The 15,029-nt window shown below is 35.0% G+C and carries 14 protein-coding genes; 5 read left to right on the top strand and 9 right to left on the bottom strand.

Annotated features, from left to right (window positions below):
- Nucleotides 1–55: 55 nt before the first annotated feature.
- The 9 genes from G622_RS0100255 to dnaA form a co-directional block, all read right to left on the bottom strand.
- Nucleotides 56–859, bottom strand: a complete 804-nt coding sequence (locus tag G622_RS0100255) for an exodeoxyribonuclease III (RefSeq protein ID WP_044956887.1) — start codon at nt 857–859, stop codon at nt 56–58.
- A 21-nt stretch (nt 860–880) separates the two neighbouring features.
- Nucleotides 881–1,096, bottom strand: a complete 216-nt coding sequence (locus G622_RS0100250; protein WP_026509015.1) for a hypothetical protein — start codon at nt 1,094–1,096, stop codon at nt 881–883.
- A gap of 142 nt (nt 1,097–1,238) precedes the next feature.
- On the bottom strand, nt 1,239–2,687 hold the full coding sequence (locus G622_RS0100245; protein WP_026509014.1) for a GGDEF domain-containing protein: 1,449 nt from the start codon (nt 2,685–2,687) through the stop codon (nt 1,239–1,241).
- A gap of 5 nt (nt 2,688–2,692) precedes the next feature.
- Nucleotides 2,693–5,335, bottom strand: a complete 2,643-nt coding sequence (gene gyrA, locus G622_RS0100240; RefSeq protein ID WP_044916566.1) for a DNA gyrase subunit A — start codon at nt 5,333–5,335, stop codon at nt 2,693–2,695.
- Between the two features lie 57 nt (nt 5,336–5,392).
- On the bottom strand, nt 5,393–7,330 hold the full coding sequence (gene gyrB, locus G622_RS0100235; RefSeq protein ID WP_026509012.1) for a DNA topoisomerase (ATP-hydrolyzing) subunit B: 1,938 nt from the start codon (nt 7,328–7,330) through the stop codon (nt 5,393–5,395).
- A 9-nt stretch (nt 7,331–7,339) separates the two neighbouring features.
- On the bottom strand, nt 7,340–8,440 hold the full coding sequence (recF, locus tag G622_RS0100230; protein ID WP_026509011.1) for a DNA replication/repair protein RecF: 1,101 nt from the start codon (nt 8,438–8,440) through the stop codon (nt 7,340–7,342).
- Nucleotides 8,437–8,658 (bottom strand): RNA-binding S4 domain-containing protein, encoded by a 222-nt coding sequence (locus G622_RS0100225; RefSeq protein ID WP_026509010.1) that lies wholly within the window; start codon nt 8,656–8,658, stop codon nt 8,437–8,439. The genes recF and G622_RS0100225 overlap by 4 nt, the downstream gene beginning before the upstream one ends.
- A gap of 4 nt (nt 8,659–8,662) precedes the next feature.
- The gene (gene dnaN, locus G622_RS0100220) at nt 8,663–9,772 is read right to left on the bottom strand and encodes a DNA polymerase III subunit beta (protein ID WP_026509009.1); all 1,110 of its coding nucleotides are present in this window, start codon (nt 9,770–9,772) and stop codon (nt 8,663–8,665) included.
- Nucleotides 9,773–10,171: 399 nt separating this feature from the next.
- Nucleotides 10,172–11,563 (bottom strand): chromosomal replication initiator protein DnaA, encoded by a 1,392-nt coding sequence (gene dnaA / locus G622_RS0100215; RefSeq protein WP_026509008.1) that lies wholly within the window; start codon nt 11,561–11,563, stop codon nt 10,172–10,174.
- A gap of 487 nt (nt 11,564–12,050) precedes the next feature.
- Here dnaA and rpmH point away from each other — a divergent pair, with 487 nt between their 5' ends.
- The 5 genes from rpmH to jag all read left to right on the top strand — a co-directional run bounded on the left by rpmH (nt 12,051) and on the right by jag (nt 15,009).
- Nucleotides 12,051–12,185 (top strand): 50S ribosomal protein L34, encoded by a 135-nt coding sequence (gene rpmH / locus G622_RS0100210; RefSeq protein ID WP_022761795.1) that lies wholly within the window; start codon nt 12,051–12,053, stop codon nt 12,183–12,185.
- A 130-nt stretch (nt 12,186–12,315) separates the two neighbouring features.
- Nucleotides 12,316–12,693: a ribonuclease P protein component gene (gene rnpA, locus G622_RS21105; RefSeq protein ID WP_044916567.1), complete on the top strand. Its 378-nt coding sequence runs from the start codon at nt 12,316–12,318 to the stop codon at nt 12,691–12,693.
- Nucleotides 12,665–12,874 (top strand): membrane protein insertion efficiency factor YidD, encoded by a 210-nt coding sequence (gene yidD / locus G622_RS25055; protein ID WP_081675107.1) that lies wholly within the window; start codon nt 12,665–12,667, stop codon nt 12,872–12,874. The genes rnpA and yidD overlap by 29 nt, the downstream gene beginning before the upstream one ends.
- 17 nt (nt 12,875–12,891) lie before the next feature.
- Nucleotides 12,892–14,181 (top strand): YidC/Oxa1 family membrane protein insertase, encoded by a 1,290-nt coding sequence (locus tag G622_RS0100200; RefSeq protein WP_026509007.1) that lies wholly within the window; start codon nt 12,892–12,894, stop codon nt 14,179–14,181.
- A 15-nt stretch (nt 14,182–14,196) separates the two neighbouring features.
- Nucleotides 14,197–15,009, top strand: a complete 813-nt coding sequence (gene jag / locus G622_RS0100195; protein WP_026509006.1) for an RNA-binding cell elongation regulator Jag/EloR — start codon at nt 14,197–14,199, stop codon at nt 15,007–15,009.
- The last annotated feature ends 20 nt before the right edge of the window (nt 15,010–15,029 follow it).

The following is a 15,029-nucleotide window of genomic DNA, read 5'->3' as shown; positions in this document are numbered from 1 at the left end:
ACTACATAAAAAACCTCACATATCACAGCTATTATAAGCGATATGTGAGGTTTTATTATTTGATTATAAGTCCTACAGGACAATGATCGGATCCCATTTGATCCTTATAGATAATTGCATCCTTGAGATTACTTTCCAATGATTTGGAAGTAACAAAATAATCTATACGCCATCCGGCATTCTTTGCTCTGGCCTGGAATCTGTATGACCACCAGGAGTAAGCCCCCTCAAGATCAGGATAGAAAAATCTGAATGTATCTATCATATCTGCATTTATAACATTATCAAATTTTTCTCTTTCTTCATCGGTAAAACCGGCATGCCCACGATTTGGTTTCGGATTCTTCAAATCGATTTCTTTATGAGCTACGTTTAAATCACCGCAATAAATTACAGGCTTGGACTTTTCAAGATTCTTAATATACTTCAGAAAATCATCCTCCCAGACACATCTGTATTCAAGTCTTGAAAGATCATCTTTTGCATTAGGAACATATACTGTAATAAAATAAAAATCCGGAAATTCCGCCGTTATAACGCGTCCTTCCTTATCATGTTCCTCTATCCCGATACCATATGTTACATTTATTGGTTCTTCTCTGGTAAATAAAGCTGTACCGGAATATCCCTTCTTTTCAGCATAATTCCAATATTGATAATACCCTGGAATATCGAGATTGATTTGCCCTTCCTGAAGCTTTGTTTCCTGAAGTCCAATAATGTAAGGGGCTTCAGTTTCCATAAACTTCTGAAATTCACCCTTCGATACACAGGCTCTAAGTCCATTTACATTCCATGAAACAAGTTTTTTAGTATCATTATTGAAATCACCGACATTTATAGTAATTTTGTCAGACATAAAATCCCCAAATCTGTTTTATTATTTTGCCATTGAAGCAATAAGAGCATCAATCTCAGACTGGCTAAGCATTTTACCACTATCAGCCGGATTAGGAGGAGCAGCTGGTGCTGATGGTGCTCCCGCCGCAGGCGTTGACATATGAAAATTCCCCGCGCCCTGCTGTGATGATTTACCCATTATACTTGCAAGTAAGGCCTGTTGTTCCGGATCCAGTCCGTTTGCATCAATTCCCATTCTTTTTCCTCAAAGTAATTAAATGCTAATGATATTTGTTATGCACATTTTAACTTTTTTCATTAGATTTAACAACTGTATAAATTCTTAAAATACCCTAAACACATTTATAAAAAAAGCCGGGTTTCTGAGTTAAACAGGATTAACCGATTGTCTCCATTCTTCTCATATTTTTAAGATTATCATCAGTTTCTTTGAGCATTTCTCTTAATGACAGACTCTTTTCATAATCAAATTCACATATTGAATAGATGAGATGGTTTAAATACTTTGTATTCTCCATTAAAAGCTTATTATTCTGTCTTGCCATCTCTATTCTAAGTTCTTCTGCCTTATATTCTTCATCGGTAACCTCTATTACCGCGAACTCATCACCTCTTATTCTTCCACATACACTGCTTTCACTAAAGACTTCTTTCAATATCTCTGCAACTCTCTTTACTGCATGATCGCCCTCATCATGCCCGTGAATGGCATTGATATTTTTTAATGAATCCATGTCAATATATGCAACTACGGCATAGGTTCCTTCTTTAAAGCTTGATTTTAATAAATCATAAGCTTTAGCAAAAAATCCTCGCCTATTAGGAAGTTTTGTTAAATAATCCTCATCTCCGATATGATCAAGAACAGAACCATCTCTGGCTATCTCTTCCTGACATTGTAATAATTCCTCTTCAGTGTCTACAAGACATTTCTTTAAGAAATATATTCTTATAGCACTTAAAACAATGCTGACTAACAGATCATCAAAGTTACCGATTCTGATGTTTTCATCAAATCCCATAATGAAAAAACCATATTGTTCTTCACAACGAAATACGTTTCTAATGATTTTTGTTCCTTTGATTTCTGACATATCGAATATATTTTTTGTGTCCACATATTTGATATTGTCTATCTTTTCAGCATTTCCATCATGAATTGTTATTATTCTCTTACTGTGTTTAGGTACCTTCCATCCTTTTTTTAAGGAGCATACCTGAGGATTTTCCAATAAGAATATTTCTAAATTCTGAAAGCCGGATTCAATGATTTTTTTATTTATATAATCATAATTATCCTTCACATAATTGCATTTAGAAGAAAAGTCTGAAAGAGAAGCTATTCTATTTATTGTACTAATTGCATCATCTGCAGAATAATCTTTAAGAATCTGTCTTCTGGATTTTACAGTGTTTCCGGTTATTTTCTTTAGTATCTGTTCAATCGATAAACAGCCAATTTCAAAGTCCGTATTGGATTTATCAAATTCTACTTTTTCATAACCGTCAACTTCAGTAAGAGTAAGAATAGGCTTTTTTCCGAATTGTCTTAAAAAAGACTGCTTTTTAAGTATCTGAGCATTTTTTCCGATTCTCTCAATATCTACTATCAGGCCATCAAATCCGGCTTCATAAATATAGTCATAAACAGCCTGATGTTGATACTCATAGGGATTATCCTTGTTAAAATTCTTATCGGTTATAATGCCTTTTCCCGGAAAAATAACAAGTTCAACCCCCAGATCTCTGGCAGCTATATCAGCTCCAAAACATAAATCACATACTTTTTTATATTTAAATTCGGTTATTAAAAGCCCTACTCTCATAAGATTTACTCTTCATTTTCTGTGTTATCTGTTTCTTCATCAAATTCTTCAAAAGAATCATCGAAGTCTTCTGAAATCTCTACGCCTTCATCTTCGGAAATTTCAACCATAGCATCCTCTATGTTCTCAAATTCCTCATCGCCGTTAGAAATTTTTTCACGTACCTTCGCAATTGCTACGACACTTACACCCTTATCAAGGTTTATCATCTTAACACCTGAGGTAACTCTTCCGTGAATGGTTATTTCTTCCATCCTGAGCTGAATAAGGATTCCACTATCAGTTATCATCATGATTTCATGTTCATCCTTAACTGCCTTGATTCCTATAACATTTCCGGTCTTCTCAGTTATTTTATAGCATTTAACTCCCTTACCACCTCTTAACTGAATATGGAATTCCTCAAGATTTGTTCTCTTTCCAAATCCTTTTTCAGAAACGATGAGAAGAGAATCGCCCTGGGAATTAAGCTGCATTCCTACAACTTCATCCTGATCTCCGAGCATAATTCCTCTTACACCCATAGATGATCTTCCTGTAGGTCTTACATCAGTTTCCTTGAATCTGATACACATTCCATTCTTTGTTACAAGGAAAATCTCAGATTCAGCTTTTGTAGTCTTAACTTCTATCAGTTCATCATCTTCATCAAGATTGATAGCAGTAAGACCATTCTTTCTGACATTGGCAAATTCCATTATAGGAGTTTTCTTTACAGTACCTTTTCTTGTGACCATAAAGAGATTCTTTTCTTCTGTGTACTCCTTAATCGGAATTGTAGCAGTAATCTTTTCATCCGGAGAAAGCTGCAGCAGATTTACAATGGCAGTTCCTCTTGATGTTCTTGAAGCTTCAGGAATCTGATATGCTTTTAATCTGTATGCACGTCCCTTGTTTGTAAAGAACATAATATAATTATGGGTCGTTGTCATAAGAAGATCTTCCACATAATCATTCTCTATGGTGGAAATACCCTTTATTCCTTTACCGCCACGGTTCTGTGCTCTGAAATTGTCTATAGACATACGCTTAATATATCCAACGTTTGTCATCGCAATTACAGTATTAACATTAGGAATCATGTCCTCGATGTTGATATCAGAATCGTCATGTCCGATCTGAGTTTTACGGTCATCACCATACTTATCGGATATCTCAGTAATTTCCTTCTTGATTACTCCAAGAAGTACCTTTTTATCAGATAAAATGAGCTTTAATTCATCAATTCTCTTTAAGAGTTCAGCATGCTCCTGCTCAAGCTTATCTCTCTCCAAACCGGTGAGAGTACGGAGACGCATATCTACGATAGCCTGCGCCTGCGCATCTGATAAACCGAAGCGTTCCATCAACTGTTCTTTAGCTATTTGAACAGTCGCACTACCACGAATAATACTAATAACTTCATCAATGTTATCAAGAGCTATAAGTAAGCCTTCAACGATGTGGTTTCTTTCTTCAGCCTTATTAAGATCATACTGCGTTCTTCTTGTTACAACATCTTCCTGGTGGACTATGTAATGATGAAGCATGTCAACAAGTCCAAGAACTTTAGGCTCATTATTGACAAGTGAAAGCATTATTATTCCAAAGGAATCCTGAAGCTGTGTATGTTTAAACAGACGATTCAGCATTACATTCGCGTTGACATCATGCCTTAATTCGATAACTATTCTCATACCTTCACGGTCAGATTCGTCGCGAAGGGCAGTGATTCCATCAAGCTTTTTCAATTTAACATATTCAGCTATCTTTGAAATAAGATTTGCTTTATTAACAAGATAGGGGAGTTCTGTTACGATGATCCTGCTCTTGCCGTTAGGCATTGTCTCTATATCTGTAACAGCACGTACTACAACTTTTCCTCTACCTGTTCTGTATGCTTCTTCAGCTCCTCTGGTACCAAGAATGATACCTCCCGTAGGAAAATCAGGCGCCTTAACTATGGGAAGAAGTTCTTCAATGTCTGTTTCTCTATCTTCGTTTACTTTGTTATCGATCATTTTGACAACAGCAGAAATAACCTCTCTCAGATTGTGAGGAGGTATATTGGTTGCCATACCAACAGCAATACCTGTTGTACCGTTAACAAGAAGATTGGGGAATCTTGCAGGAAGAACAGTAGGCTCTTTTTCTGTCTCATCAAAGTTTGGTGAAAAATCAACTGTGTCCTTATTTATGTCAGCCGTCATTTCCATTGAAATCTTGGTAAGTCTGGCCTCTGTGTATCGCATTGCAGCTGCACCGTCACCATCAACTGAACCAAAATTTCCATGTCCGTCAACCAGACAATATCTCATTGACCATGGCTGTGCCATGTTAACCAATGCACCATAAATAGAACTATCACCATGGGGATGGAATTTACCCATTGTATCACCAACGATACGGGCACATTTACGATGTGGCTTATCGGGCCCATTATTAAGTTCGATCATAGAGTAAAGAATTCTTCTCTGAACCGGTTTAAGTCCATCTCTGACATCGGGTAATGCACGAGATGCGATAACACTCATGGCATAATCGATGTAATCTGCCTCCATGGTTTTTTGAAGATCAACTTCCTTAATTCTGTCAGTTGTTACCTGATCAAAAATATCATCAGCTAAATCTTCTCCACTATTATTGTTGTTGTTATTGTTATCAGCCATTTTATATCCTCATCTGTCAGTTACACTGACACCTTATCTTGATAGAAAAGGTTAGTATTATATATCCAGATTTTTTACAAATTTAGCATTTTTCTCAATAAATTCACGCCTGGGTTCAACTTTATCACCCATAAGTGTTGTAAATGTAACATCTATGTCAGATTCAGCCTCTTCATCAATGTTAACCCTGAGAAGTACTCGTCTGTCAGGATCCATTGTAGTTTCCCAAAGCTGTTCGGGATCCATCTCTCCAAGACCCTTATAACGCTGAATCTTATTATTCTGATCACGTCCAACATCATTTAGAATTTTATTTAATTCTTCATCGCTGTACGCATACCATATTTTTTTATTTTTCTCCAGCTTATAGAGCGGAGGCTGAGCCAGATAAACATGACCTGTTTTAATTAATTCAGGCATAAATCTGTATAAAAATGTGAGCATCAAAGTAGCAATGTGCGCACCATCTACATCGGCATCAGTCATAATGATTATCTTATTGTATCTAAGCTTTTCAATATCAAAATCATCATGAATACCTGTTCCGAAAGCAGTGATCATAGCTTTAATCTCTGCATTTCCGTATATCTTATCTATTCTTGCCTTTTCAACATTCAGTATTTTTCCTCGAAGTGGAAGAATAGCCTGAGTTGCACGTGATCTTGCAGTCTTAGCTGAACCACCGGCTGAATCACCCTCAACTATAAATATCTCGCAATTCTTCGGATCTTTATCTGAACAGTCTGCAAGCTTACCGGGAAGTCCAAGACCATCCAGTGCAGATTTTCTTCTTGTCAGATCCCTTGCTTTTCTTGCAGCATCCCTTGCATGCTGTGCAAGAATAGCCTTCTCCAGAATAACCTTGGCAACCTGAGGATTCTGTTCAAGGAAATATGTGAGCTGTTCAGAAACAACACTGTTTACAGCTCCTCTTGCTTCACTGTTTCCAAGCTTCTGCTTAGTCTGTCCTTCAAACTGAGGATCCTCTATCTTAACACTGATGATAGATGTAAGTCCCTCTCTGATATCATCGCCGGTAAGATTATCCTCATTATCCTTGAGCATTTTCTTTTCTCTGGCATAATCATTGAATGTCTTTGTAAGCGCAGCTTTAAATCCCTCAAGGTGAGTTCCACCTTCAGGAGTATTTATATTGTTTACAAAAGTATAAGTACTTTCATTAAACGAATCATTATGCTGAAGAGAAACTTCAACCTGAACATTGTTCTTGTTTCCCTCAAAATACATTATCTGATCATAAAGGACTGTCTTGCTCTTGTTAAGGTATTGAACAAATTCCTTGATTCCGCCCTCATAATGGAAGGTCTGTTCTATTATGTCCTCGCCTTCCTGAACACGATAATCTCTTAAAGTAATTTTAAGTCCCTTTGTAAGAAAAGCCATTTCTCTAAGACGCTGCTTTAGGATGTTATAGTCAAAAACAGTTGTCTCTTTAAAAATCTGAGCATCAGGCTTAAAGCTTACCTTAGTACCGGAGGTAACTACTTCTGTTGTTCCCATTTCCTTTAAGGGATAACATACCTTACCTCTCTCGTAGCGCTGCTGATAAATTTTGCCTTCACGTACAACCTGAACTTCAAGCCATTCTGAAAGTGCATTTACTACTGATGCACCTACACCATGAAGTCCACCTGATACCTTATATCCTCCACCGCCGAATTTCCCACCGGCATGAAGTATTGTAAATACTACTTCTACACCTGTAAGACCTGATTTATGGTTAACATCAACAGGTATTCCTCTACCATTATCCATAACAGTTATAGTATTATCTGCATTGATATTAACTTCAATATGATCACAAAATCCGGCAAGTGCCTCATCTACTGAATTATCTACAATTTCATAAACAAGATGATGAAGTCCTCTTGCTGCAGTAGTTCCTATATACATTCCGGGTCTTTTACGAACTGCTTCGAGTCCTTCAAGAATCTGTATTTGGTCTGCACCGTAATTATTTTCAACCTTACTCATTTTTTTCCTCTATTCTTCAGGTATACTTCCGTTTACAACTCTGAATATTTTGTTTATTTCAAAACGATTATTAACAAATTCATCGAGACCTGTACACGTAATTATTGTTTGAATATTTCCAATCGTATTTAACAAATAATTTTGTCTGTTACTGTCTAATTCCGATAGTACATCATCGAGTAATAGTACAGGATTTTCTTTTTTGGATCTTTTTACAATCTCAATTTCTGACAACTTCAATGATAACGAGGCTGTCCTTTGCTGACCCTGAGATCCGTATTTTCTGATATCTATTTCTTCAGGTACATTTTCAGTACGCACATTAAATGAAAAGTCATCCTTATGAGGACCTATTGTTGTCTGTTTAAGATATATATCTTTTTGTCTGGAACTTTTAAGCTTGTCCTCATATTCTTCTACTGTAACATTTGGTTCGTAGTAGATTCTTAATTTTTCTCTGTCACCGGTAAGTTTAGTATGAATCGGATCTATTATTTCACATAAATCCTTAATGAATTTATCACGGGACTTAATAATAACCGATCCATATTCCAAAAGCTGTTTATCCTGAACATCAAGAAGAACACTGTTTTCAGGATGTTCAAACATATCCTTAAGAACCTTGTTTCTCTCAGTTATCAGCTTATTATATTTTGCAAGATTCTCTAAATAAATTTGATCCAGCTGACAAAGCTCCATATCCATGAATCTTCGCCTTTCCGCCGGACCATCTTTAATAATACTAAGATCCTCTGGAGAAAAAAATACAACATTGCATCTGCCTACAAGGTCAGATGCTTTTCTTATTTTTTGACCATCAATTGCAATTCCTTTGGATTTACTTTTTCTCAGGTGCATATCTACACGATATTCAGCACCATCTCTTTCGATGATTGTTCTGATATGTCCCTCTTCTTTACCAAAGGAAATAATCTCTTTATCCTTACTACCTTTGTGGGACTTGGTTGTAGCAGCAAGATAAATAGCCTCAAGGATATTAGTCTTTCCCTGGGCATTGTCACCATATAGAATGTTGGTTCCACTGCTGAATTCTATTCTTAAGTTTTTATAATTTCTAAAATCTGCAAGTTCTAATGACTTAATTATCATTTCGTTATTTGTACCTGAATGCCTTCATATTCAAACATATCCCCACTATAGAGCTTACGGCCCCTTCTGGTCTCAACTTCCCCGTTTACTTTCACGAGTCCCTCTTGAATATCTACTTTGGCATCGACTCCGGATTCCTCAAGTCCTGCTTTTTTCATAGCCTGACCCAATTTAATAAATTCGTCGCCTTCTCTTAAATTTACTGATATTTTTTCCATTATTTTAGCTCACTGTTGTAAAGTTTATAGGAAGAACAAGATAAATATAAGTTGAATCCTTGTCCCTTATAAAGCAGGGTGCCTTAGGATTAACCATATAAATATCTATATTCTCATCTTCAATAACACGAAGTGCATCTATCAAAAACTTAGGGTTAAAACCAATAATAAGATCTTTACCCTGTTTTTCTATATCAATTTCCTCATCCATACTTCCTATGGTTGAGTTTATCTTTAATTCCATTTTCTCATCATTTATTGAAATAATTACCGGTTTCTTATCGCCTTCTTTGACGAGAAGAGTAGCTCTGTCTATACAATCGAGCATTTCTTTTCTGGAGATGGTCATTTTTGTTTCATAATCACTTGAAAGCATCTGATCAATGTTAAAATATTCGCCTTCAAGAAGTCTGGAAACAACTATAGTTTTATCAAATTCGAATAAAATATGTTTATCTGTAAAGAAAATATCTACTTTGTTTTCTGTGCTGTCACCGATTATCTTACTAATATCAGATAAAGTTTTTCCCGGTACAACAACCTTCTTAGGAGCATAAGAGTTCTGTAATTTAACTTTTCTGATGGATATACGATGTCCATCAAGTGATACGAGCTTTAAAGTATCCTGATTAATCTCAAAAAGCTCACCACTCATCATCTTATTTGCATCATTTTCTGCAATGGAGAAGATGGTCTGTTGGATTATATTCTTCAAAGTGTATTGTGATACAGATATTCCATCGATTCTCTCAATACTTGGCAGATATGTAAAGTCATCTGCATTACGTCCAACAATACTAAACTTAGCCTTTTCACAGATAATAGTAACTTTACCGCTGGAATCGGAATCTATAGTTACATCGCTGTCAGGTAACTTTCTGATTATATCAAAAAAGATTTTTGCATCAATAGCGATATAGCCTCTTTCTAAGATATTGCCATCAACCTCTGTCTGAATTCCAAGTTCCATGTCATTGGCAATAAATTTGATGACTCCTTCAGTAGCATCTATGAGGATGCATTCTAATATTGACATTGTTGTCTTATTCGGTACAGCTTTTGAAACTATCTGCAGTCCGGTAATAAGCTTTGATTTTGAACAAACAAATTTCATGAATGAAAGAACTCCCTCCAATCGATATGTAGTGGAACACACAAACTCCATGTATATATAAATTAATAATACTTAGTAGTATTTAGTAATAATAGATGTAGATTTGTGGAAATCCGTATTTATTATACAATTTATCTGGCTTATTTACAAATTTTTAATAGTTGATAAATAAAAATTTAATGTAGAAAAGTTTATTCTAGCCCACAGGGCAAATTTTGCGATTTCAGCCTATATAAAACTTTTCCACTCCAATTCACAGTTCATAAACAATTTATAAAGTATTTATAAACTGACTTATCCACTTTTATTTAATCAGAGCAACTGGCAAGATATATCACAAGCTTATTGCAAGTCATGTAAGTAAATCCTGCGAGGTTCATAGCAGCTTTACATTTATTGTTAAGCCAAAGGGTTTAGCTTCTTATTAATAATATCTATGTTTCTTTTTAGCTCATCATCAATTTCAAGAAGATCTTTTATTTTGCTAATACCGCTCATTACTGTTGTATGATCCTTTTTGCCAAGAGATTTACCTATTTCCTCGAGTGGAGCATCAGTAAGTTCTCTTGCAAGATACATAACAATCTGTCGTGGAAGAACGATTTCTTTGTTTCTCTTTTTAGAAGCAACATCTTCCTGTCTGACACCATACTGCTCACAGACTGTTGTAATGATAAGAGGTATTGTTATTACCTTCGAAGCGTCCGGATAAATAATATCCTTAAGAGCTTCTTTTGCATTATCCAAAGTTATTTCTACTTTATTAAGACGGGAGAATGCGATTATCTTATTGTACGCACCCTCAAGCTCACGGATATTTGACTTAATATTAGTAGCAATATATTCGAAAATCTCATCATCAATGTGCTTGGAATAACTTTCAGCGTTTTTCTTAAGAATTGCCATTCTTGTTTCATAATCAGGAGCCTGGATATCTGATATAAGACCCATCTCAAATCTTGATCTGAATCTTTCTTCAAGGGTTTCCATTTCCTTAGGCGGTTTATCAGATGAAATAATAATCTGTTTACCTGACTGATGAAGAACATTGAATGTGTGGAAAAATTCTTCCTGAGTACTTTCCTTACCTATAATAAACTGAACATCATCGACCATAAGTACATCAACAGTACGATATTTGTCTCTGAGTCTGCTCATGGCTTCGGCTTTACCACTTCTGATTGATTCGATAACTTCATTGGTGAATTGCTCAGATGTTACGTACAGTACTTTAAAATTAGGATTATTTTCTATAATAAAGTGACCTATAGCGTGCATCAGGTGAGTCTTACCAAGTCCGGGTCCTCCATAAAGAAACAGAGGATTATATGCTTCACCAGGTGATTCTGCCACAGCTAAAGAAGCGTTATATGCGAATCTGTTATTTCCACCTACTACGTAAGTATCAAACACATACTTAGGATTTAAATTGGAAAATTCATAATTATTCTGATTATTCTTAGATCCGTCATCGTTATTTGTAAGAGTTTCTTCATTATTAATATGTGCATCTTTTTCTAATAAGAATTCGACCTCAATATTCTTATTTAGAAACTCTGACAAAGTAACCTTGAAGAACATTTGATATTTCCGTTCTATATAATTAAGGAAGTTATTGTCATCAAATGGAATTAAAATAATAACAGTTCCATTTTCATATTTATAGAATGATAGAGGATTGATCCATGTTTCAAAAGAAATAGCAGTCATCCCAAGTTCTCTGCGTATTTCGTCTTTAAGATTGTCAAAGTTTTCTGCAAGCTTTTTAGTTATATCTGTTTCCTTTTCCATAAAAGTCTCCCATATTGAATTTAAGATTCATTTTATATTATGGATAACTAAATATCAAATTGTAGGAAATTGTGGATAACTTTTTTTAAAATATTTTTATTTTCAACATTTTTTGGGGTGTGAGTGGAAAAGTGGAAAAATAGTATAAAGATAATCACCGTCGGAAAGCCGCATGAATACTGGAATTGTGAAAAGTTATCCCTTTTTATTCAAAATGTTTTCCACAATTAATCCACAATTTGTGGATAAGATTTGCAAGTTTACAGATAATAACAGTTTATCCACAAAATCAACATTTAGATGTGGATAACTTTTTTTCACACCATATGTTGATAAACATTTTTTAAAAAATTTTAGTAAGTTATCCACATTTTTTTTTATAACTTGACGGAAATGCTTAATTTTATTATAATAACATCGATTTTTTCTGATTCAGACAATTAAATTATTTTGCTAAATAGATTTAAGAAGGAGGTGTATTTCGACTATGAAGAGAACTTATCAGCCGCATAAGCTTCAGAGAGCTCGTGTTCACGGCTTTAGAGCAAGAATGGCAACTAAGGGAGGCAGAAAGGTACTTGCTGCCAGAAGACTTAAGGGTAGAAAGAAAATATCTGCATAATAGGGACCACATTATGTTGTGGTCTTATTACGCGAATGTGCATAGATGCATATTCGCGTATTTTCTTATCTTGTAGGAATTCTGTTCAGATTTCTTATTATGATAAAAACACTCCGTAAGGATTATTTATATGCAAAAAACAGAGAGTTTAAAGAAAACTTCTGATTTTCATCTTGTTTATAAAACTGGTAAAAGCTACGCAGATAAAAATATTGTTGTTTATGTCAGAAAAAATGATAGTTCTATAAACAGACTTGGAATATCAGCAAGTAAAAAAGTAGGTAACAGTATTGTAAGGCACAGGTTTGCAAGACTAGTTAGAGAAGTTTACCGGCTACATGAAAATATATTTAATAGTGGTTTAGATATAGTAGTCGTGGCCAGAAGCCGTGCTAAGGATGCAACATATTTCGATATAGAAAAGTCATTCTTATATCTGGCCGGTAAGTCTCATCTAAGGAAAAATGATGAGGTGAAATATGAAGAGAGTATTGATATATCTAATTAAATTATATCAAAGGTATGTTTCTCCTTTAAAAAGAACAAAATGTCCGTATATACCAACATGTTCACAATACGGATTGGAAGCAATAGAAAAATACGGTGCCTTAAAAGGAAGTTTACTGGCAGCTTGGAGGATTTTGAGATGTAATCCTTTTTCAAGCGGTGGTTATGATCCTGTACCGTAAGTATTGGAGGATTAGTTTTGAATATTGTTACACTTACACAATATCAGGGGAAAATAGTAGGTCCGATTGCGTGGCTTCTTGGTCACATCATGAATTGGATTTTTATATTCCTTAATAAGATTGGTGTACCAAGTACCGGTCTTGCTATTATTTTATTTACAATCATTATGTATCTTTTTCTTATGCCGCTTACTTATAAGCAGCAGAAGTTTTCAAAGCTTCAGAGTAGGATGAATCCTGAACTTCAGGCTATTCAGGCAAAGTACAAAGGTAAAAAAGATAATGATTCAATGCTTGCCCAGCAGGAAGAGATAAAGGCTCTTTATGCTAAGTATGGTGTTTCACAGACAGGAAGCTGTCTTCAGCTTTTAATACAGTTTCCTATTATGATTGCCTTGTATAGAGTAATTTATTCTATGCCTGCATATGTTAGTCAGATAAAGGAATCATTTTATCCTTTAGTAAGTCAGCTCAGAGAGACAGCCGGTGCATCTGATTTCATACAGACACTTTCAAGTGCTTCACAGTACGCAAAACAGTTTAGCAATGAAGCTTTTACTTCAGGTGATACTTCTTATATTGAGAATACATTCATTGATGTTTTGTATAAATCATCAACTGCTGATTGGAATGCACTTACAGAAAAATTTGGAAGTCTTGCTTCTTCAATAACCAACACTCATGATTTACTTAACAGATATAATAGCTTCCTTGGACTTAATATAGGTGATTCACCTTCATATATGATCCAAACTGCATTTAGTAATAAATCATTTGCGTTGTTTATTGGTGCACTGATCATTCCTGCACTTTCATTCTTAACTCAGTGGATAAGTTTAAAGCTTATGCCTCAGCCTGCAACTTCAAATGATCCTAATGACCAGGCAGCTCAGATGGCTAATTCTATGAAGACCATGAATATGATGATGCCTCTTATGTCATTATTCTTTACATTCACATTTCCTGCAGGTCTTGGTATTTATTGGATTATTGGTGCAGTTGTTCGTACTATCCAGCAGATTCTTATCAATAAGCATATTGATAACATGGATATAGATGCTGAGATTGAGAAAAACACAGAGAAGTATAATAAAAAGCTTGAGGAAATGAAGTCAACACCTCAGATGAACAGATATGCTAATCTGAATACAAGAACAATGAATACAGTTACTTCTACTCGTTCTGAAAAAGAGAAGGAAGCTGGTCTGAAAAAAGCAAATGATATTTACTCATCTGGAAAGGTAAATAAGAATAGTCTCCTTGCCAGAGCAAATATGGTAAAAGAATTTGATAACAGGAATAACTGATTAGGGGATATAAAAATGGAATATATTGAGATTTCTAAAAAAACTGTAGAAGAATGCATTACAGAGGCATGTGCTCAGCTCATGGTTACAAGTGATAATCTTGATTATGAAGTTGTTTCTACCGGTTCAACAGGCTTTCTTGGATTAAATGTTAAGCCTGCTGTGATCAGAGCAAGAGTAAAAGAAGCTGATTCCAAAAATGATGTTCTGAAATCTTCAAATGATAATAAAAATGATTTCAAAGCAAAAGAAGAAGTCAAAAAAGAGGAATCAAAAAAACCTGAAGTTGTTAATGATAAACCTCAGGATAATACTGAGAAAGTATCATCTGCTAAAGAAAGTGAAGCTAAGGAGATATCTTATGTTTATGAGCATGATTTCATAAACAAAGCTAATGAATTCTTAGCTAATGTATTTAGTACCATGAACATGAAAGTTGATGTCAAGGCTAAATATAATCAGACAGATAAAATTCTTGAGATTGATCTTGCAGGTGATGAGATGGGTGTTCTTATTGGTAAGAGAGGTCAGACTCTTGACTCACTGCAATATCTTATTTCACTTGTAGTTAACAGAGATAGTGAAGATTACATTCATGTGAAGGTTGATACTGAGAATTATAGGGATAGAAGAAAAGCAACTCTTGAAAATCTTGCAAAGAATATTGCTTATAAGGTTCGTAAGAACAGACAAGCTGTTTCACTTGAACCTATGAATCCTTATGAAAGAAGAATTATTCACTCAGCACTTCAAACTGACAAGTATGTTACAACTCACAGTGAAGGTGAAGAGCCTTTCAGAAGGGTTGTAGTAACTCTTAAGAAATAATGATCAAATTAAGAGCTGCC

The sequence above is a fragment of the Butyrivibrio sp. LC3010 genome (assembly GCF_000424385.1).
Lineage (GTDB): Bacteria > Bacillota > Clostridia > Lachnospirales > Lachnospiraceae > Butyrivibrio.
The sequence above is the reverse complement of the archived record's forward strand: the minus strand, read 5'-3'. Positions and strand labels throughout refer to the sequence as shown.